The organism is Photorhabdus machadonis (assembly GCF_052657765.1).
The window spans coordinates 4722273-4742569 of record NZ_CP199761.1 but is presented as its reverse complement, the minus strand read 5'-3'; the positions used below and the strand labels follow the sequence as shown (position 1 = coordinate 4742569).

Below are 20297 nucleotides of genomic sequence, written 5' to 3'. Positions count from 1 at the left end.
GGAGAATATCCGATAATGCATAAACATCTTATCCGCATGATTGCTGTGATGTTCCTGCTTTTTTGGGGAACGGCAGGTTATGCGCAAATGCAACAGTGGCAGCCACTGCAAGAGACAATTTATAAAAGCGAAAATGATCACCGTCAGTATCAGGGGATCAAATTAGCAAACAATATGACGGTCTTGCTGGTGTCTGACGAGAAGGCGACAAAATCTCTGGCAGCGATATCGATTCCGGTTGGTAGTATGGAAAACCCTGACAGCCAGCTTGGGCTTGCACATTATCTGGAACATATGGTTCTGATGGGATCTGCGCGCTACCCACAGTCGGGTAGTTTATCTGAGTTTTTACAAAAACACGGCGGTAGCTATAATGCCAGCACTGCCTCTTACCGTACGGCTTTCTATCTTGAAGTAGAAAATGAAGCGTTAGCTGATGCCACAGATCGTCTGGCTGATGCACTGGCTGAACCTCTGCTAGACCCGGTAAACGCAGATCGGGAGCGGAACGCCGTCAATGCGGAACTGACAATGGCGCGTTCTCGTGATGGGATGCGGGTTGCTCAAATACGCTCAGAAACCTTGAACCCTAAGCATCCAAATGCCCGTTTTTCTGGTGGTAATCTGGAAACGCTGAAAGATAAACCGGGGAGTCAATTACAAGCAGAACTGGTGGGGTTCTATCGGCACTATTATTCAGCCAATCTGATGAAAGGTGTCATTTACGGTAATCAGCCTATTGATAAACTGGCTCAAATTGCTGTTGATACTTTTGGTCGGATACCGGACAAAAAAGCGAGAGTGCCGGCGATTACCGTCCCAGCAGTAACGGAAAAAGAGAAAGGAATTATTATCCATTATGTTCCTGCTCAACCGCAAAAAGCGTTGCAACTGGAGTTCAGTATTGACAATAACAGTGCTGATTTTCGCAGTAAAACGGATGAATATCTCGGTTATATCATAGGCAACCGTAGCCTGAATACATTATCAGACTGGCTGCAATCTCAGGGGCTGGCAGAAAGTATCAACGCAGGTGCGGCACCGATGATTGACCGCAATAAAGGCATCTTTTTTATCTATGTGACGTTGACAGACAAAGGACTTGAGCAGCGTGATCAGGTTGTTGCGGCTATTTTTGCTTATATTAATTTGTTAAAACAAAAAGGCATTCAGAAAAGCTATTTTGATGAGATTGCTAAGGTTTTGAAGCTCTCTTTCCAATATGGTTCTGTTGTTCGTGATATGCATTATATCGAATGGTTATCGGATGCTATGCTGCGGGTTCCTGTTGCCAATGTACTGAATTCTGGCTATGTGGCTGATGATTATAATCCGAAAGCAATTGCCAATCGGCTTGCTGAGTTGACGCCTGAAAATGCCCGTATCTGGTATATCAGCCCAAAAGAGCCGCACAATAAACAGGCTTACTTTGTTCAGGCACCTTATCAGGTTGATCGAATCACATCACAGCAGCAGTCAAAATGGCAGCAGTTAGAGGAACAGATGAACTTTTCTCTGCCAGCGCCAAATCCTTATATTCCTGACGACTTGAAACTGATAAAAGCAGGTAAAAGTCAGAAGCATCCTGAGATGATTCTTGAACAGCAGAATCTCCGTTTGTTCTATATGCCGAGCCAATATTTTGCTGATGAACCTAAAGCCAGCATCCTTCTTGATTTGCGCCATGCGGAAAGTCTGAATAGTGCCCGCAAGCAGGTAACTGGCTCTTTGCTTGATTATTTGACAGGGCTTTCCCTTGACCAGCTTGGTTATCAAGCTTCCGTTGCAGGAATGAGTATCTCCAGTGGTGCATCGCAAGGATTGCAATTAGGCGTCAGTGGCTACACTCAGAATCTGCCGCAACTCTTAACCTCTTTAATCAGTAATTACACGGCATTTACGCCAACCGAGAGTCAACTGGAACAAGCTAAATCCTGGTATCGTGAACAGATCGAGGTTTCTAATAACGGTAAAGCTTATGAAATGGCTATGCAGCCATTGAAGCGCCTTTCTGGGGTGCCTTACACTGAACAATCTGTTCGATTGAAAGAGCTGGAAACCATCACTGTTCAGGATATTGTTGAGTATCGTCATGAGATGATCAAAAACGCTGCTTTGCAGATGATGATCATTGGAAACCTGACCGAACAACAGAGCAAAGTTATTGCTGAATCGGCCCATCATCAACTGGCGAATCAAGGAAATTACTGGTGGAGTGGGAACAAGGTGGTGATTGATAAAAATTACCCGGTTAATTTCCAGCGTACTGGTAGCAGTACTGACGGTGCTTTAGCCGAAGTTTATATCCCGACGGGGTATGACCGCATAGAAGGTTATGTTTATTCAAGTTTGTTGAGCAATATGCTTCAGCCTTGGTTCTATGAACAGCTAAGGACAACGGAACAATTGGGGTATGCGGTGTTTGCTTTCAATACCAGTGTCGGGGAGCAGTGGGGGTTGGGTTTCCTGCTGCAAAGTAACAGTAAACAACCAAAAGACTTGAATCAGCGTTATCTGGATTTCTATCAGAAAGCCGCAGGTAAACTGAATGCGATGTCTCAAACTGATTTTGAGCAGTACAAAAATGCGCTGATTAATGAAAGGCAGCAGCCGCCACAAACTTTCTATGCTGAGGTTGCCCGTTTCTCTGGTGATTTTAGCCGCAATAACTTTAGTTTTGATAGCCGAGATAAAATGCTTGAGGTACTAAAGAAAACTACACAGAAGCAACTAATTAATTTCTATCGGGATGCGGTAATCAAACATCGTGGACTGTCATTGATTTCCCAAGTGATTGGCAAATTAGCAAACCCAGATGGGTATGCGAAATTGAAAGGTTGGAAAACCTATCATAATGTCACTGAACTTCAAAAACAGTTACCTGTTGAGGTAAGAGTTCAGTGAGTACAGAGATATCTGTCCATAGGCTTAATGCATTAACTCTGCCGCTGAATGGTCAGCGGCTGATCGAAGCTTCTGCCGGGACGGGTAAAACCTACACCATTGGCATTTTATATCTCCGTTTGCTACTTGGATTGGGGAAAGATGCCGCTTTTCCACGGTCTTTAAGTGTGGAAGAAATTCTGGTGGTGACGTTTACGGAAGCCGCAACAGATGAGTTGCGTGGCCGTATCCGTGAAAATATTCATAAACTTCGCCTGGCTTGTATTCGAAGCGAAGTAGAAGGCGCAGAAACCGACTATCAACAGCTATTGGATGAAATCCCGGATAAAGAGCAAGCGGCTCTCTGGTTGTTGGCAGCCGAGCGGCAGATGGATGAAGCCGCGATTTATACCATTCATGGTTTCTGTCAGAGAATGTTGGCACATAATGCTTTTGAATCTGGGATTTTGTTTGAACAGACATTAATTCAGGATCAACATCCATTGGAAAAACAAGGGGGTGCTGATTTCTGGCGCCGTTACTGTTATCCATTGCCGTTGTCAATGGCAATGGTCATCAGCCAGGAATGGAGTGGGCCGGAAGCGCTGTTATCTGAGTTACACCCTTATTTACAAGGGGATATGCCACATATTGTTGATGCGCCAGACAGTAATGAAACTCTGTTAAGCCGCCATGAGAAGATTATCCAGTTGATCAGTGGTGTTAAATGCCAATGGAACGAAGTTGCTGGAGAATTGCATGATTTGATTGCGGGTTCTGGTGTAGATAAGAGAAGTTATAGTAGTAAGCATTTACCAAATTGGCTGAACAGAGTCACTGATTGGGCTCAGGAGCCTACAGAGGATTATCAGTTACCAAAAGAGTTGGAGAAATTCCGGCAGTCGGTATTAGCAGAAAAGACAAAAAAAGGCGATGTCCCTGAGCATTCACTTTTTGTGGTTATCGATGATTTATACCAGCAACCACTGACTTTACGTGATTTGATTATCTCCAGAGCGATTATTGAAATTCGCCAATCAATCTGCCGGGAAAAATTGATACGTGGTCAGATGGGGTTTGATGATTTACTAACCCGTCTTGATGATGCTTTGAAAGGCCCGGGCTGTGATTTGCTTGCTCAAACTATCCGCCAGCGCTATCCGGTTGCGTTGATTGATGAGTTTCAGGATACCGATCCACAGCAATACCGGATTTTCCATACTATCTATGGCGATCAGCCTGAAAATGGGTTGCTATTTATCGGCGACCCTAAGCAGGCTATTTATGCATTTCGTGGTGCAGATATTTTCACTTATATTCGTGCCCGCTCTCAGGTCCGTGCTCACTATACTCTGGAGACAAACTGGCGCTCTGCCTGCTCAATGGTACAGGCAATAAACAAGTTGTTTATGCGTTCAGAAAATCCATTTTTGTTTGAACAAATCCCTTTTATTGAAGTTGCTGCGGCAGAGAAAAACCGGGGACTTTCTTTTAGCTATGACGGTCAAGAGCAGGCAGCGTTGAATTTCTGGTTACAGCCAGGAGAAGGTATTTCTACCGGAGATTATGAACAAACGATGTCACGGCTTTGCGCTGCGCAAATTCGTGATTGGTTGCAGGCTGGCAGTGAAGGACGTGCTTTGTTACATAAGGGAGATGATTCCCGGCCTGTGGCTGCTGCCGACATTACTGTTTTGGTACGTAGCAGAAAGGAAGCCATACTGATCCGTCATGCGCTTAACTTGTTATCTATTCCTTCTGTATTTCTTTCTAACCGGGAAAGTGTATTTGATACCGCAGAAGCAAAGGATATTCTTTGGCTACTGCAAGCTGTGTTATCGCCAGAGAAAGAACGCGTTCTGAGAAGTGCGCTTGCCAGTGGTTTGTTTGGTTTGACCGCTCGTCAGATAGACAAGTTGAATCATGATGAAAAGGCGTGGGATCAGTTAGTTGATGAATTTGATGGTTATTTCCGCCTGTGGCAACGCCGTGGTGTATTACCTATGTTAAGGGCGGTAATAGCAAACCATCATATTGCTGAAAATTTACTTGTCAGTTATGAGGGTGAACGGCGTTTGATCGATGTGATGCATATTGGTGAGTTATTACAGGCGATATCTTTACAACTCGACAGTGAACATGCAGTTACTCGTTGGCTGGCTCAACAAATATCTCATCCTGATCCTCAGTCGGAAAACCAGCAAATGCGGCTGGAAAGCGATCGCCATTTGGTACAAATCTGTACTATCCATAAATCCAAAGGATTGGAATATCCGTTGGTATGGTTGCCATTTGTTTGTAATTTCAGGGCGCAGAAACAGGCGATATATCATGATCGTACAAGTTTTGATGCTTGCCTTGATATTTTTCCTGATGAGGAAACGATCAAACTGGCAGAACAAGAGCGGCTAGCAGAAGATTTGCGTTTGCTCTATGTTGCATTGACGCGCTCTGTTTACCATTGCAGTGTCGGTGTGGCTCCACTGATAAAAGGCAATAAGAAAAAGGCCGGAGATACCGATCTGCATCAGTGTGCCCTGGGTTACCTGCTCCAAAAGGGAGTTAAAGGTGATGCTGATTTTCTAGCGACATGTCTTAAAGAATTAAACGGGGATGGAATTATTGTCTCCTCAATCAGTGATACTGATGATAGTCCATGGAAATCACAAAGCCAAAATGATTTATTGCTGTCGGCAAGGCAGTTTAATCGCAGGATTCAGGATGATTGGCGTATCACCAGTTATTCTGGTTTACAAAACTCTGCTGTTCACCATGGCAATACTTCCCCCCGTATTGCTGGGGAAGAGTCTATTGAGGTCATTGTTCAGTCTATCGCGCCAAAGTTGGATGTTGATGCCAGTGGTGAAAAACAAATAGCAGAACAACCTGAAATGACACCACATACGTTTCCACGGGGAGCCTCTGCGGGGACTTTTTTGCACTCTATTCTGGAAGAGCTTGATTTCAGCCAATTGCCCGATGAGAAATGGTTGGCAGAACAACTGAAATCGGCCGGGTTTGATGAACACTGGAGTGGGGTATTACAACAGTGGATGGCAGATATTTTTACGACGCCATTGAGTGATGACGGTATACAGCTTGCAGAAATTCCGCTTCATCACCAACAGGATGAAATGCAGTTTTATCTGCCGGTTGAACAACTTTTGCGATCTCAGGAGCTGGATACGGTGATGCGTCGTTACGACCCTGTTTCTGCCCGCTGCCCACAATTGGAATTTCAGCAGGTGAAAGGGATGCTGAAAGGGTTTATTGATTTGGTCTTCTGTTGGCAAGGCAGGTTTTATGTATTGGATTACAAATCAAACTGGTTGGGCGAGGGGAGTCAGGCTTACACCCGCGAAGCGATGGAAACAGCCATGATTGAGCATCGTTATGATCTGCAATACCAGCTTTATACACTGGCATTGCATCGTTACTTGCGCCACAGGCTAGTTAATTATGATTACCAACACCATTTTGGCGGTGTGATTTATCTGTTTCTGAGGGGAATAGATAAACAACAGCCGGGGAATGGTATTTTCAGCTGCCGTCCTGCGGCTGAATTTGTGGATGCTTTGGATCTGCTTTTTCGTGGTAATGAACAGCCGGATAAAGAGAGAAATTGATGATTTCGTTATTACGACAGGCAGTAGACCTCAGGCTCCTGCGCTCATTGGATTTACAGTTTGCTCATACGTTGATTGAGGATGAAGATCCTGTTCTGTTGTTGGTAATGGCGTTGTTGAGTGCTGAAACAGGTACCGGCCATGTTTGCCTGCCTGTTAACCGGATAACACCTGAACATTTTTTTGATGGGCGACATCGTGAATTTGCGGAGCAGTTATGGCAAATTGCGGGAAAACCTGATGAGCAAAGTTTACTTGCGGCACTGGAAAACTGTGCTGCCGTCAGTAGTGGTTTTCAACCAACGCCTGTTGTGCTTTCGCATGATCGACTCTATTTGCAGAGGATGTGGCAAAGTGAATGCCAGGTGGCCGCTTTTTTCTCGGCTAATCAATCAGCAGATAGTATTCAGGAAGAGCAACTGAGAACTATTCTGGATGAATTATTCATTCTGTCTGATCTGTCTGATGAAGCAGTGGACTGGCAAAGGGTGGCTGCGGCTGTAGCAGTGACTAGCAGAGTTTCGGTTATCTCTGGCGGGCCGGGAACTGGAAAAACGACAACTGTTGCTAAGTTATTGGCTGCCTTAATCAAACTTAATCCTGATAAAAAGCCGGTTATCCAACTGGCGGCTCCGACGGGAAAAGCGGCTGCCAGATTAACTGAATCTCTTAACAGTGTCGTTAGAAAATTGCCTCTGACAGAGAAACAGTTTGAATCTATGCCAGATCAGGCGCAGACGATTCATCGGTTGTTGGGAGCTCAACCTGATAGCCAGCGATTGCGCTATGACCGGGATAACCCACTGAATCTGGATGTGCTGGTGGTGGATGAAGCTTCAATGGTGGATTTACCCATGATAGCCAGGTTGATTGATGCATTGCCACCCAAGGCGAAAATCGTTTTGCTTGGTGACCGTGATCAATTGGCGTCAGTGGAAGCTGGAGCTGTGTTGGGCGATATTTGTCGTTTTGCTGAACTGGGATACAGCGCTGTGAGAGCAGAACAGTTAAGTCGGTTGACGGGATGCCATTTGATTGCAGGCGCTCAGGAAAACGCTCCAGAGGTTCGTGATCGTCTGTGCTTGTTGCGCAAAAGTTACCGCTTTGATGCAAATTCGGGAATTGGGCAACTTGCTGCGGCAGTTAATCAGGGAAAGAGCCGGGAAGCTCTGTCTATTCTGCAACAGTCATTGGATGATATCTGTTTTTGCCCGTTATCTGGGGACGAAGATTATCAGCGGTTGCTGACAGAAACGGTATCGGGTTACCACTCTTATTTGCAACGGGTGGCAAAGCAAGCATCTGCTAGAGAGATTCTGGCTGAATTTAATCGCTATCGCCTGTTGTGTGCACTCAGAGAAGGGCCATTCGGTGTTAGTGGGCTTAACCAGCGAATAGAACAGCTATTGCATCGTCAGGGACTGATCCGTCTCCCAGCCGGGATTTTCAGCCGTGGTTATGCAGGCCGGCCAGTCATGATTGCCCGTAATGACAGTACACTGGGACTGTTTAATGGTGATATCGGTATTATGCTCAGAGACGAAAATAATGAGTTGCGTGCGTATTTTCAATTGCCTGATGGACAGATTAAAGGGATTCAGCCGAGTCGTTTGCCACAGCATGAAACCGCGTATGTGATGACAGTACACAAATCCCAGGGTTCAGAATTTGAGCATACGGCTTTGGTACTGCCAACCCAATTTGTACCGGTTGTCAGCCGGGAACTGGTTTATACGGCAATGACTAGGGCCAGAGAAAAACTGACTCTTTATGCGCATGAAGCGGTATTGCGTCAGGCTATTCAGATGCCAACTCAAAGGCGAAGCGGGCTGGCTGAACGGCTTGGTCAGCAGGTGGATTAGCTAGAAACGTCGGTCTTTGGTGATGGCCTCGGATCAGGGGAAGGGTTGTCACTGTTTCCTATTGTTGGCAAAAACCGCCGTAAACCCTTGCCCAGCGCGGGCGGGGAGATAAGGCGAAAAGCCCAAAGGGCTTTAGGTCTGGCTACTCCAACGTATCCTGACTGAATTGATATCTGCCTATAAAACAGGCTAAAATGAATTCACTTTAATCAATGAGCGCTGAATATGTTAAGAGCGACCAAAGTCCGCATCTACCCAACACCCGAACAGGCCGGGTGTTATCACCCGCGCCGATTTTCAACACAAGCTCTCTCGAACAATGGTTGACGAAAACCAAGCGATCATTGTTGAGACGCTAAAATCGGCCAACATGATGAAGGATCACCGCATTGCTCGCGCTATCGGGGATGCGGGCTGGCATGGCTTCATCAAGAAACTGGAATACAAAGCCGCAGCGGCGGGCGTCCATCTGGTCAAACTGGATCAGTGGTTCGCCAGTTCGAAAACCTGTCATTGCTGCGGTCACAAAATGCCGGAAATGCCGCTGAGTAAGCGTATCTGGCAATGCCCTTTCTGTCGAGTCGAACATGACCGTGATATCAATGCGGCGATCAACATACAGCGCAAGGGCATAACAGAATTACAGGCGGCGGGACACGTCGTTTCTGCCCACGGAGGCCAGCGTCAATCCGTCATAAAGACGGTGGCGGCCTGAGAAGTGGGAAGCCTCGCCGTTTTTTACGGCGGGGAGCAGTCACAGAATGTACGGACGAAAGAAGCCAATGAAGTAGGCCAGAAACTCTCAGCTCTAGTCATGTTTATTCGCGAACATGATGCGCAGAGTCGTTTGGTCAATACGATTGAAGATACAATGCGCATTGTGTCAGAAGCGCGTATTAAGCGGACTGAAATCGAGAAAGAACTGCCCTCCATGGAAGATAATTTACGTCAGCGTTTAACCGTAGCAGCTAATGCGCAATATTAATCATCTCATTAGATGCCCTCCTGACATTCATGAAATTACGCACGAACTTTGGTGCCCGCCCGCCCGCTCAGGCTCAGTCCGAGCATATCGTGTAATACCAGCACTTGACCGTCAGTTCCCATATCCGCTCCGATCCCGATGACCGGAACTGTGACGGCTTCACTGAGCGCCTTGCCGAGTGATGCCGGCACAGCCTCAACCAGAATCATGGCTGCGCCGGCCTGAACTGTGCAGCACCTACTCCGGTGAGGCATCGGTCATGAAGGAAAGATCAGCAATAATGGCGCTGCTGCCGTAGCCGCGCTTCACGCTGGCTGTATAAGCGAAAGTCGCGTCGTAGCAGATCAGCATGGCCATTTTTTCGCCTCTCTGTTTCATCGTCTTCCGTTGAGTGATTGTGATATCAGACATTTGTTACATTCTCAGATGAATTGCTCTGCCAGTAAGACTACAGCGATGATAATCATCACGGCGCCGGATACCCGGCTGACAATGTGCGCAGCTTGTGGGCGGGTCTTCAAGACTGCCCGGGAGCTATACCCGACAATCAGATAAACTATGCTACAACTTAAAATGTGAAGCAGACCCAGTGCAATAATTTGTACAGGGATCGGCCAGGCGGCTGTCGGATCGGTGAACTGTGGCAACAGTGCTAAGAATAGCAGGAAGACTTTCGGGTTTAGGCCACTGACACAGAGTCCTTTTATCACCCACTGGGATCTGGAACCTATCTCCCGCTCATTGCTTGCTGTAGGTACGCAAGGATGACGGGTCATGTTAATGCCAAGCCATAGCAGGTAACCCGCTCCGGCTACAATTAACACGGTCAGAGCAGCGGGTGTACCAGCAACAAGCGCCCCTATGCCAGCTGCCACGACAATTGTTACAATGAAGTGTCCGCACAGTAGTCCCGTGACCGCAGGAAGCACTGCACGACCGTGCATACCAGCAGAGATGGCGTAAGCCCAGTCTGCTCCTGGAGTGATGATAAATAGAACGGACACAGCCCAGAATGCAACAAACAGACTTAACTCCATAGTTTTGCCCTCCAATCAGATTGCAGGGTTACAGCTGCTCCAGCCACAAATTGTAGTGTCTTCCCGTCTGAAAGATTCCTGCAACATGAATAGATACACATTTATTTCCACCTTCATTATGCTCATTTCCGGATTACCCTTCTTGATGAAAAGTATCGGTACATCCGGGCCGTTTACGTCAGTGGAAAGAATATCCTTCTGTTGTTAAAATGTGCTTCCAATTTTGATTGTTTTGATGCAGATAAAAGAGAAATTCTTCCAAATGGACAAGATTGATCGCAAGATTCTTGCTGAGCTACAGGCGGATGGCCGTCTTTCCGTGACCGACCTTGCTGAACGGGTAGGTCTCAGCCTTTCACCGTGTCATCGTCGGGTACGGTCACTGGAACAATCAGGGGTTATCAGAGGCTATCGTGCTCATCTTGATCCCAGCAGCCTTGGCTTTAACTTTTCCGCGATTGTATTCGTAACCTTGCGTGAGGGGGACAAGTTGGCAATCAGGTCATTTGAAGATGCCGTCACGGAAATACCGCAGATTATCCTAGCGCAAAGGCTTTTCGGTGATCCTGACTATCTCATGCACATCGTTACGCTTGATCTGCCGGCTTTTCAGAAGCTCTATGACGAACGGTTGTCTGGCATGCCCGGTGTTCAGCGGCTCATATCTACACTTGTCATGAAAACCGTTATTCAGGATCGCTCTCTTCCGTTGACATAGGATATTTAAATTAGCGATATGCCGCTCTGTTGGTTTGCTTTGAGCGGCGATTAAGCGCGTTCCATATTCGCTTATATTTTTTTATGCTGATTAGTAGGAAATACAAAGTTGCTCATCCGAAATATATTTATGATTAGTGGTGAAAATTATTTTAAATATTTTCTTATATGGAAATAAATACCGATATTAATGCGCTATTAAGCTTGCTAACTATTGTTTTTATCGATGCCACTGCATGTGTCTAATCCACCCTTTATTAATCAATAAGCTTGAAATGTTTTAAAAGCTATTTTCCATATAATGGAAAAATAGAGCTTCATAAAATATGTGTGTTATTTATATTTTCCATCTTTTCCGTCGAAATTTCTCTCCCGCTGATATAGGATGGGAGAGAAATTTTGATGGGGCGTTAGCCCGTATAGTGTTTCACAACGTCGAGCATTGTCACATAAACCTGCAAAATGAAAACGAAACTCAGGAACGGACTTTTGTTGCCTGCCTCTCATACTGGTGAAAAGCGGCATAGCGGGAGCGGTTGAGGAGGTATTTCTGCATTGAAAATAACCACCCGGTCTGTAATATTGCGGCAATATGATAGGATACCCTGAATTAATATGCTCATTCTGAAAGCCTACACATTCCGACTGGAACTGACGGAACTCGTACTTGTCAACGCGAAGACTCACTTGGGGTTCTGGCTTTAAGGTAAGAAAATAAAACGTATGACTGCAAAATTTGAACGATTGCAACAGCTTGCCCGGCACATTGATTTCTCGGCTCTTATTCCCCCTTTGGTGGCGCTTCCTGCCAATGAAGCGCTTGCTATCACAGAGGGTTCTCCATGTGCTGATGCTACGCTGTTGCGCACTATTTACAGTAAGCATATTACAGCGCGTCACGATTGGATTAAACAAGTAGAGGAAGTATGTGGCCCGCCCCCCTGGATTGTTCGTAGTGCAGGTCTGGAGGACGGTGCAATTTTCGTCAATGCGGGGGGCTATATCAGTGTAATTTGCCATCACATAGCGGATTTTGCCGATACTGTTGCAGCAGTTACTTTTAGTGGATTTGACCCTCAGGCTGTTGCACAACAACGGCTAATGAATCCTAATTATCAACCGCAGCCAATTGCCTGTTTTGTTCAGCGATTGATTGAAGGTATCCCTCCTCAGGTAGAACCCTTGCAGGCACCCTATCTGACCGCTGATGTATGTCATGGTTTGTATGAAATTATCATGCAGTTGCATCAACATTTTTCTGAAGTCGCATTAGATACTGAATGGGTATTGGAAACAGATCATGGTCTGGTATCGGCCACTGGGCTGACCTTGGCCGCCTCTGATGGCATCCGGGGAGAACTGGCGTTTGGTTTTGGCTTTGCGTCGGCGCAATCACCCGGTTCAAGGGCAAACTCGGTCGCTTATCATTGGCCGACATTAGCCGCTCCCTTGTGGTATGGCACACAATTACGTCAAGTGCACGTAGATAAACTTTGGTTGGTACAGGTGCGTCCAGCGCCTGGTTACACGCTTGAACGTCGTGTTCAACGGTTAACAGCCGAGGTACGAACCGAGCTGATGCGTTGTATGCGGGTTGTCCCGGTGACAGCACTATTGCATCCTTCAGCGCCCTCTTTAGGTAGCTTCCTTTCTGCATCGACATTGGACGATGCCTGGTCTCGTTACCTGCATCTTTCCCCGTCTGTGCAAGCGGCGCTTGCCGCTGTCTTCGTTGAATCTGGAGTGGCTAGTGAACACGCAGGCATCATGTTCCGCCAACAAAATTTACCGGTTTTTCTTACCCAACTAACGGATCTACCCTCTGTTCTCTGGGTCGTCATTGATAGTATGGGGGAACTGGCTTACTTTAGTGCGCAAAAGCCGCTTATCGAACTGAAAACGGAAGCCGCCGAATCGGTTAATTTGCCTGCCTCAGTACAACGTGTGTTTGACGACAGTGAATCCCTGCCAGTAGCGGAACTTACCTCTCAGTGCATGACCGATCTTTTACAAAATGCGTTGACCGGTTTACCTGCGCTGACGGAAAAAAGTTATACCACACTTAAACAGCGCACGATTTTCCCAACAGACACTTGGCTACAAAGTGGTAATGCTGTTCGGAGTCCCAGTTTGACAGGTTGGCTTCTCGCACAGGTAGGCGAGAGAGTCACTGAGTTTATCCCCTCTGATGGGCTGACAACTGACGCAACAGCAGATTATCTTTGCGCTCTCACCGCCAAAAGCAGTCCGCAATCCGCGTTATCGCGCTTATGTAAGGCCATCCCAACACTTGCAGACAGGATCACCCAACTGAATGATCTGCGTCTACTGATGCAGTTAATCAAAGCTGAAGCATGGATTGAAAAATTACCATTCATCCGATTAGCCCCATGGGTTGATGCTGCGATAATCGCACCGTATGGTGATGCGCGTTTGTTGCTGGAATGTATACTCCATGTACTCGCCGATACAGAAATTCTGCCCATTTACGAAAATACTGATCGGCTAAACATTGTACATTCCCTAGTCGGTGCAGCAGAGTCTGGGCTTTCTCCGGCTTCGCTATTAGAGGTAATGCATCACAGCCAACTAGCACCGACTGCGCTGGCTAGCTTGGTATGTGCACCCAAAGCATTTGCCGCCTACCTGGCTTTTTTGACTCCGCTGAAACGTTTTAAGGCTGCCGCTGCACTGGCTGGAGCCCGCGAAGTAGCCGATTTACTGCAAGCCACCGCTAACCTAATGGAAACTTTACATAAAGCAAATTTACTAACATTGAAGGGACTCTGTCGTATTGATTTGGTGGATACTTATGATCAGGTGCTTAAAGCGGTATTAACCGATGTGGTAGATCGGTGTGATCCCATCACACATCAGCGTTACCTGGATTTGCTAAGTGGTTGGATTGCATTTGCTCAACTGTCGATTCTTTCTGCGGAGGAGGAGGCGGCATTGCTCTCTTTCTTAAGATGGATAGAGCGTGCTCGTCATCAATCCCTGCCAGACAATTTTTTGCTTGAGTTAAAAGAAGACATGGTGGAATGTTTGGGCGACGACTTCTTACGCTGGCAAGTTTTCATACCCATTGCTGGCAATATGGCTCCTGATCAACTCCCTATAGAAAATGCGCATCAACTACACAATCTCTTACATCAGTGGATGTTGGCTCGTTTCCGAACCGGATCAGGGGCTGAACTGCCAGCCTCCTTACGCAAACTGATAAATATCGCAGATGGATTTGGTGATGCACGCTCTTGTTTGCTGAGGTTAACGCGGAACATTCTGGAGATTTCACTCCCCTTTGTAGTACATAAGGCCAGTTTCCTCTTTAATGAGAAGGAGCTGATCGTTGAATTTGCCGAACTACCGAATGCGCCGGAAGGGGACATTGGTCGTTTACATGTATTCGAAGCGTTGGCATTGCGTATTGTCGAGTGGGAACCTATATGGCGAGTATCACTGAATCGAGTTTGTCAGTTAGGCACCTGGACACTTTTCTTGCGCATGCGGCGTACCGATGATGCACATTGGCAAGCTGATGATCTAAATCAGCTGGTGTTTTGGTTACGAGTGTTGTTCGATACAGCTTACGACTTTTCATATGTTCCTAACGATGAAGTTTCACATGTGTATGAAATGGTTGGTCATTCTCCCTGGAATGAACTGTTTCGTGCTTATGTTAATTACCGGGCAATGGTTGATTTCTCCATTCAACGTATCACAGTCTATTCATTGCCTTTTGCCACAACGCTAGCAGCACTTTGCCTGAATCAGTCTGTACGTGATGAGATAACTGGAGCTTGTATTGCCGGTTTTGAAGGTGCCTGGAAAAGCTTTCACTGTATTGTTGAAAAATTGGAGAAAATAGAAGCTGACCAAAACCAGTGGGTGGTTCTTCACACCACAGCAGGGCAACTGGGATTGCTGCTTGCAGCGATGTGGCCAGAACAGACACTGAATCGAATGGTACAAGCGCCGTTATCACCGGTTGCCGCTGAACGAATAGGCGTAAGTCTGTTACATCGTCGTGACCTGGCGGCCACATTGCAACAACTGATTGCAGTGCCGGAAAATGTGGCTTTGCGCGATTTGGTTTTACACCATGTTCCTGAAATAGCGGTGAATGCAGACTCTGTCTCTACAATTGCAGATGAAGTCATAGGTTGGCAAAGTAAATTTAAGCGCTGCAAGGAATATCTGCTTGCTTATCATGCTAATTTACTTTCTGACAACCAATGCCAGCAATGCGTCAAACAGCTAGGGCTGGTGCCCTATGGCATAACAGAGGAAATTGAAACCTATATTCAACGTGCTCTGGTTCACACAGAAGCAGAGAAGAGAGGCCGTTTTAAATTGGCGGAAGTTGACCCTATTGCTATTATTCGTGCCATTGCATGCACAACGTCTGACTCAAGCGTGTTTCAATGCGAATCAGGATGTCTGTCATGCAGAAAGATTTTGGCAGAAATCATGTCAATATCAGTGAATTACATTCGGCAATTGATTATCAAAATCGCCTGCGATACGACAGGTGATGATGCAGAAGAATTAATCGAGCGCGGACGGCTGGAGATCCCTCCACGCGATGCGATTGAATTTGTGGTGCGTCTGGAAGCACTGTTTGACTGCACCTTGGGATGGTTGCGATACGAGCCTTTATCAATAGAGATCGATGAGTTTTCGGCAATTGTGAGTCATGCCCTTACCGCGCGTGCATCTACTTCGTCAACATTATTTTCATCCCAAAACAGCTAGAATAGCATGACAAATTCTGAAATCCAACGTGTCGAGCTACCGTTGGAGAGTAATGCCTTGTTGCCTGAGAAAAATAGCGACTTAGTACTACAGCCGTACTTCCTTTTTTCAACAGAAGGGGCACTCATAGAAAAGCTTAATTCATACGGTTTCTCAGAGTTGTGAGTATCAAGGAAAATGCAACTTTCTGGTATCTACGGCTGTAGTATTAGATAGTGTCGTCATGAATAGATTTATGTAATAATCAATCCTCATTCCATGATTTGGTGCAGAGCTTTTTAAGTGACGAAGGACAGTATTCAGGCCAATGCCCATAACACGTGCTGTTGCTCGACATTCCATGCCATTCATGACCATATCGACTATTTGCTTATGTGTGCCGGGATGACATGCAGTATAAGTGAATGCCCGTTGCCAAGAATGACGGCAGGCTTGGCAAAGGTAACGCTAATGACCAGAACGAGAGCGTCCATTGCGGTGAACTCTTTTAACGGCACAACAAGATGAGCAGGTCACATCAATCTTTGCTATCTGAATGTTCTCTAAATAGGCATCCTATACCGGATTCAATAAATTGATGTCACGACCCAAAATCCCTCGCTATACCCACGCAATAGTCGCATGACTTTTCTCTATTGCCATATTTATACCCGTTATCTTTCAAGTTGCCTCTTTGTTGGCTGCACTCACTCACCTTGGTTACATCGTTCACTATGCTCCCGGGGATTCGTTCCCTTGCCGTCGCGATTCATCTTGAAATCCATAGGGTATATAGAAATTTTTACAAGAAAACGCAATAATCAATAATGCAAATCATATTGATTATCATTTTTATTTACATTATTGTAATGGCGTTTTCCTTCTCAGGAGCTCATACCTCTTCCTGATGAACGTTTTGTAAATTGGATTTCCGGTGCTGCCTGTAAGCAGCACAAATTAATTGTTATTAAATATTTTTATAAGGCAAATCAGACGGTGTTTGATTATGTTTAAGATAAGAAAAAAAACTTGTGATGAAAATCATCGCCAAACGCACAGGGTTTGGGTTTCAGGTGACACTGTTTTCAACACCCACGTTATATGACGGGGCGTATGCAGCTAGCGATGGGGAAAAGATCATGAGGGATGCAGCCGCGGAGCTGAAAAGCGTAACGCTACCAATGAAAAAGATTGTAGCGAAAAGTCGCGTATCAGGCACTAAAACGGCGATTCTACTTCTCAAAACACGGCAGACAATCTCCGTGGTTACTCGTGACCAGATGGATCGCCAAAGAGCGACTTTCGTATCCAACGCACTAAATTACACCAAAAGTGCCTTCACCAATTATCTATGTTCATCTAACCACAACGATGAAGTTGTAATCCACCGCCTTTGCTACATGACAAGCAATGAACTAAGAGAAAATACTTCTAATTTGAAAAGCGCATCCGTGCAGTTTAACGTCAACAACCTCACCATGTCGCCTTCTGCTGCGGAAAAGAGGCGTGTTGCCACTGCTACGGCCGCAGCATGTTCTCCACGGTCAGCTATAGCTGGTAACACTTGGTATCCGGCACAGCTGGCGGCTCGCCCTTACGCTGCCGTCAGTATTTTTCTCCCCTCAGGAAGGGGGGAAAGGCTGGCCCCTACACCAACAAGAGGAACCTGATTTTGTCTGGTATCTCCAATGACCTTCTTTCGTTGCAAGAAGATGACTTTATCTTTCTATCGCCCCACAAAAGCCTGCTCGCCCGGGGATGCCTCGCCACCTTGACACATCCCGCCGCATCTGGACATCGTGTCGAAGGCGGGTTCCAACAGAAGGTGCAACAGTTGCTTCGTCAGACTCAGCAGGCCGGAGTAGAAAATCCCATTGTCGTAGGAGCTATTCCGTTTGACAAGCGCCACCCCTGTTCGCTGTTTGTCCCACAGACCTGCTACTGGTTCGATCGCCACACCTTTAACCTCTCCGACTCTCCGGTGCAGGTGGAGGGCCAAGCTCACTGCATTCCAGATCACGATGCGTTTTGCACCATGGTGGAGAACGCCCTGAATCCGCTGCGCATCGGTGCACTGAATAAAGTGGTGCTGTCGCGCCTGCTACAGATTGAAAGCATCCCCCCGCTTAGCGCTCTGAGCTTATGGATGCAGCTCAACAGACAGAATCCGGAGAGCTACAACTTTCACTTACCGCTGGCGGATGGTATTCTGATTGGTGCTAGCCCTGAACTGCTGCTACGTAAAGAGGGCAATGTCCTGCACTCCTGTCCTCTTGCCGGCTCAGCACGGCGAGGCGACGATGATGCCAGTGACAGAAATGCCAGGGAAAAGCTGTTGGCCTCCGGAAAGGATCGCCATGAGCATCTGGTGGTCACGGAGGCTATCCGCCGCCAATTGACGGATCTCTGCTGGTCTCTGACGATCCCAGAACCCTCGCTGCTCAGTACGCCTACGCTCTGGCATCTCGCTACTGAGATTCAGGGTATAGTGTCCGATGATCGCGATAACGCGCTGTCTCTTGCCTGCCTACTTCATCCCACGCCTGCATTATGTGGCGCTCCTTATACCTCATCCCGCAACCTGATCGGCGAGCTGGAGCCATTCGACCGCGGCTGGTTTGGTGGTATTGTCGGCTGGTGTGACGCCCGAGGAGATGGGGAATGGGTTGTGGCGATCCGCTGCGGCAAAGTTCGGCCCCATCAGATTGAGTTATTCGCCGGCGCGGGCATTGTTCCGGACTCTGTTCCGGAAAACGAATGGCTGGAAACCCGCACCAAATTTAACACCATGTTGAGTGCACTTGGTTTTGCAACACAACAGGGGCAGACATTATGATTGAATTCAACCGCTGGCCCCAGGATCTGGCTAAACGTTATCGCCTGAAAGGGTACTGGATTGATCGCCCGCTGAGCGAGATTCTCGATATTCACCGCGAGAACGATGCCGTGGCACTATTCTGCGGGGAACGGTGCTGGAGTTATCGAGAGCTTAATGAAGCAGTAAACCGACTCGCCGCCTCCCTGCACCGACGCGGCGTGCGTCAGGGACAAACCGCGCTGGTGCAGCTTGGCAACGAGGCTGAGTTTTATATCGTCTTTTTTGCCTTACTGCGCCTGGGTGTGACGCCAGTTAACGCGCTTTATAGTCACCAGAGCAGCGAATTAACTGCATATGCGCACCAGATTACGCCAGAGATACTCATTGCTGATCGCCAGCATCGCCAGTTTCATGATGATGCTCTTATTGATCTTCTGGTAGCCAAGTGCCCGGAACTGAATATCGTGGTACTTCACCATGAGGGTTCAGATTCGAACCGTTCGCTTTCATGCCTGATCTCGGAAGAGCCGGGAGACTTCACGGCCACGCCAACGCCAGCGGATGAGGTCGCATTTTTCCAGCTTTCCGGTGGCAGCACTGGTACTCCCAAGCTGATTCCACGCACCCACAACGACTACTATTACAGTATCCGCGCCAGCAATCCGATCTGCGACATCAGCAGCAAAACCCGATATCTCTGCGCACTGCCGGCCGCACACAATTATCCTATGAGTTCACCGGGCGCGCTGGGCGTATTTTATGCAGGTGGTCAAGTTATCCTCGTCCCCGATCCAAGTCCGGATGGATGTTTTCCGGTCATAGCCCGCCATCAGATCAATATTGCCGCTCTGGTGCCACCTGCGGTCAGCATCTGGCTGGAATATGCCAATATCAGAGGCCACATTAATGAACTCTCCAGTCTGAAAGTGATGCAGGTCGGCGGTGCCCCTTTGGGCGAAACGCTGGCCAGACGCATTCCAGAGGAGCTGGGCTGCCAGCTCCAACAGGTATTTGGTATGGCAGAAGGTCTGGTGAACTACACCCGACTAGACGATGACGACGCGCATACTTTCACAACTCAGGGCTGCCCCATCAGTGAGGATGATGAGGTATGGGTCGCAAACCGAGAAGGCCTCCCGGTACCGTACGGAGAGCCTGGATTGCTGATGACCCGAGGTCCATACACCTTTCGGGGCTATTACCGAAGCCCAGAACATAACCAGACAGTGTTCGACAGTAACGGGTTTTATTGTTCTGGCGACGTGGTCATTCAGCTTCCCGACGGATATCTGAAAGTAGTTGGACGTGAGAAGGATCAAATAAATCGTGGCGGCGAAAAAATTGCCGCTGAAGAGGTTGAACACCTGTTGCTGCGCCACCCGGCGGTGGTGTACGCCGCATTGGTCGCTATTCCTGACTGTCTAATGGGCGAGAAAACCTGCGCCTATGTGGTAACGCGCGAACGCGAATCCGTGAAATCAGCCGTGCTGCGCCGCTGGTTACGTGAACAGGGTATAGCTGACTACAAGATCCCCGATCGTTTTGAAAGTCTACCTGAGCTGCCGCTCACTCCGGTAGGAAAAATCAACAAACAGGCGTTACGTGCACTTGCTAGCGCCACCTTAGAAAATTGAG

General features: G+C 47.3%; 13 protein-coding genes and 2 pseudogenes. 11 read left to right on the top strand and 4 right to left on the bottom strand.

The features are described from left to right. Nucleotides 1–15 precede the first annotated feature (15 nt). From ptrA to ACUN2T_RS22765, 6 genes and pseudogenes are all read left to right on the top strand, one after another. Nucleotides 16–2904: a pitrilysin gene (gene ptrA, locus ACUN2T_RS22790; protein WP_445495180.1), complete on the top strand. Its 2889-nt coding sequence runs from the start codon at nucleotides 16–18 to the stop codon at nucleotides 2902–2904. Further along, the gene (recB, locus tag ACUN2T_RS22785; protein ID WP_445495179.1) at nucleotides 2901–6509 is read left to right on the top strand and encodes an exodeoxyribonuclease V subunit beta; all 3609 of its coding nucleotides are present in this window, start codon (nucleotides 2901–2903) and stop codon (nucleotides 6507–6509) included. Before ptrA ends, recB begins: the two co-directional genes overlap by 4 nt. Then, nucleotides 6509–8371, top strand: a complete 1863-nt coding sequence (recD, locus tag ACUN2T_RS22780) for an exodeoxyribonuclease V subunit alpha (RefSeq protein ID WP_445495178.1) — start codon at nucleotides 6509–6511, stop codon at nucleotides 8369–8371. The genes recB and recD overlap by 1 nt, the downstream gene beginning before the upstream one ends. Before the next feature lie 225 nt (nucleotides 8372–8596). Beyond that, nucleotides 8597–8698 carry a helix-turn-helix domain-containing protein gene (locus ACUN2T_RS22775; protein WP_445495177.1) on the top strand — a complete coding sequence of 34 codons (102 nt, stop codon included), beginning with the start codon at nucleotides 8597–8599 and terminating at the stop codon, nucleotides 8696–8698. Continuing rightward, nucleotides 8658–9086, top strand: a pseudogene (locus tag ACUN2T_RS22770) (RNA-guided endonuclease InsQ/TnpB family protein); the annotation flags it as partial. The gene ACUN2T_RS22775 and the pseudogene ACUN2T_RS22770, both read left to right, overlap by 41 nt. Before the next feature lie 3 nt (nucleotides 9087–9089). Then, nucleotides 9090–9356: a hypothetical protein gene (locus ACUN2T_RS22765; RefSeq protein ID WP_445495176.1), complete on the top strand. Its 267-nt coding sequence runs from the start codon at nucleotides 9090–9092 to the stop codon at nucleotides 9354–9356. 35 nt (nucleotides 9357–9391) lie between these two features. Here the strand turns inward: ACUN2T_RS22765 and ACUN2T_RS22760 are convergent, their stop codons facing one another. Genes ACUN2T_RS22760 through ACUN2T_RS22750 form a run of 3 tightly spaced genes read right to left on the bottom strand, consistent with a single transcriptional unit; the run spans nucleotide 9392 to nucleotide 10393 of the window. Next, on the bottom strand, nucleotides 9392–9565 hold the full coding sequence (locus tag ACUN2T_RS22760) for a 3-methyl-2-oxobutanoate hydroxymethyltransferase (RefSeq protein WP_445495174.1): 174 nt from the start codon (nucleotides 9563–9565) through the stop codon (nucleotides 9392–9394). A gap of 28 nt (nucleotides 9566–9593) precedes the next feature. After that, nucleotides 9594–9767: a hypothetical protein gene (locus ACUN2T_RS22755; protein WP_445495173.1), complete on the bottom strand. Its 174-nt coding sequence runs from the start codon at nucleotides 9765–9767 to the stop codon at nucleotides 9594–9596. 11 nt (nucleotides 9768–9778) lie between these two features. After that, a complete protein-coding gene (locus ACUN2T_RS22750; protein ID WP_445495172.1) occupies nucleotides 9779–10393 on the bottom strand; it encodes a LysE family translocator in 615 nt (204 codons plus the stop codon). A 262-nt stretch (nucleotides 10394–10655) separates the two neighbouring features. Here ACUN2T_RS22750 and ACUN2T_RS22745 point away from each other — a divergent pair, with 262 nt between their 5' ends. Together ACUN2T_RS22745 and ACUN2T_RS22740 are read left to right on the top strand one after the other, a co-directional pair. Continuing rightward, nucleotides 10656–11111 (top strand): Lrp/AsnC family transcriptional regulator, encoded by a 456-nt coding sequence (locus tag ACUN2T_RS22745; protein WP_445495170.1) that lies wholly within the window; start codon nucleotides 10656–10658, stop codon nucleotides 11109–11111. 722 nt (nucleotides 11112–11833) lie between these two features. Continuing rightward, nucleotides 11834–15865 (top strand): DUF6137 domain-containing protein, encoded by a 4032-nt coding sequence (locus ACUN2T_RS22740; protein WP_445495169.1) that lies wholly within the window; start codon nucleotides 11834–11836, stop codon nucleotides 15863–15865. A gap of 264 nt (nucleotides 15866–16129) precedes the next feature. Here ACUN2T_RS22740 and ACUN2T_RS22735 read toward each other — a convergent pair. After that, nucleotides 16130–16396, bottom strand: a pseudogene (locus ACUN2T_RS22735) (IS1-like element transposase); the annotation flags it as partial. 482 nt (nucleotides 16397–16878) lie between these two features. On the opposite strand from ACUN2T_RS22735, the gene ACUN2T_RS22730 reads away from it, so the two are divergent. From ACUN2T_RS22730 to ACUN2T_RS22720, 3 genes are read left to right on the top strand one after another with little or no spacing between them, the layout of a single operon-like run. Beyond that, nucleotides 16879–17514, top strand: a complete 636-nt coding sequence (locus tag ACUN2T_RS22730; RefSeq protein ID WP_445495168.1) for a hypothetical protein — start codon at nucleotides 16879–16881, stop codon at nucleotides 17512–17514. After that, nucleotides 17511–18680, top strand: a complete 1170-nt coding sequence (locus ACUN2T_RS22725) for an isochorismate synthase (RefSeq protein WP_445497961.1) — start codon at nucleotides 17511–17513, stop codon at nucleotides 18678–18680. Before ACUN2T_RS22730 ends, ACUN2T_RS22725 begins: the two co-directional genes overlap by 4 nt. After that, nucleotides 18674–20296 (top strand): (2,3-dihydroxybenzoyl)adenylate synthase, encoded by a 1623-nt coding sequence (locus ACUN2T_RS22720; RefSeq protein WP_445497960.1) that lies wholly within the window; start codon nucleotides 18674–18676, stop codon nucleotides 20294–20296. Before ACUN2T_RS22725 ends, ACUN2T_RS22720 begins: the two co-directional genes overlap by 7 nt. Nucleotide 20297: the final 1 nt, after the last annotated feature.

What these genes read in the sequence shown, in the direction of transcription:
- ptrA (WP_445495180.1), top strand. Translation starts at nt 16, where the DNA reads ATGCATAAACATCTTATCCGCATGATTGCTGTGATGTTCCTGCTTTTT.
- recD (WP_445495178.1), top strand. Translation starts at nt 6,509, where the DNA reads ATGATTTCGTTATTACGACAGGCAGTAGACCTCAGGCTCCTGCGCTCA.
- ACUN2T_RS22775 (WP_445495177.1), top strand. Translation starts at nt 8,597, where the DNA reads ATGTTAAGAGCGACCAAAGTCCGCATCTACCCAACACCCGAACAGGCC.
- ACUN2T_RS22760 (WP_445495174.1), bottom strand. Translation starts at nt 9,565, where the DNA reads ATGATTCTGGTTGAGGCTGTGCCGGCATCACTCGGCAAGGCGCTCAGT.
- ACUN2T_RS22755 (WP_445495173.1), bottom strand. Translation starts at nt 9,767, where the DNA reads ATGTCTGATATCACAATCACTCAACGGAAGACGATGAAACAGAGAGGC.
- ACUN2T_RS22750 (WP_445495172.1), bottom strand. Translation starts at nt 10,393, where the DNA reads ATGGAGTTAAGTCTGTTTGTTGCATTCTGGGCTGTGTCCGTTCTATTT.
- ACUN2T_RS22745 (WP_445495170.1), top strand. Translation starts at nt 10,656, where the DNA reads ATGGACAAGATTGATCGCAAGATTCTTGCTGAGCTACAGGCGGATGGC.
- ACUN2T_RS22740 (WP_445495169.1), top strand. Translation starts at nt 11,834, where the DNA reads ATGACTGCAAAATTTGAACGATTGCAACAGCTTGCCCGGCACATTGAT.
- ACUN2T_RS22730 (WP_445495168.1), top strand. Translation starts at nt 16,879, where the DNA reads ATGAAAATCATCGCCAAACGCACAGGGTTTGGGTTTCAGGTGACACTG.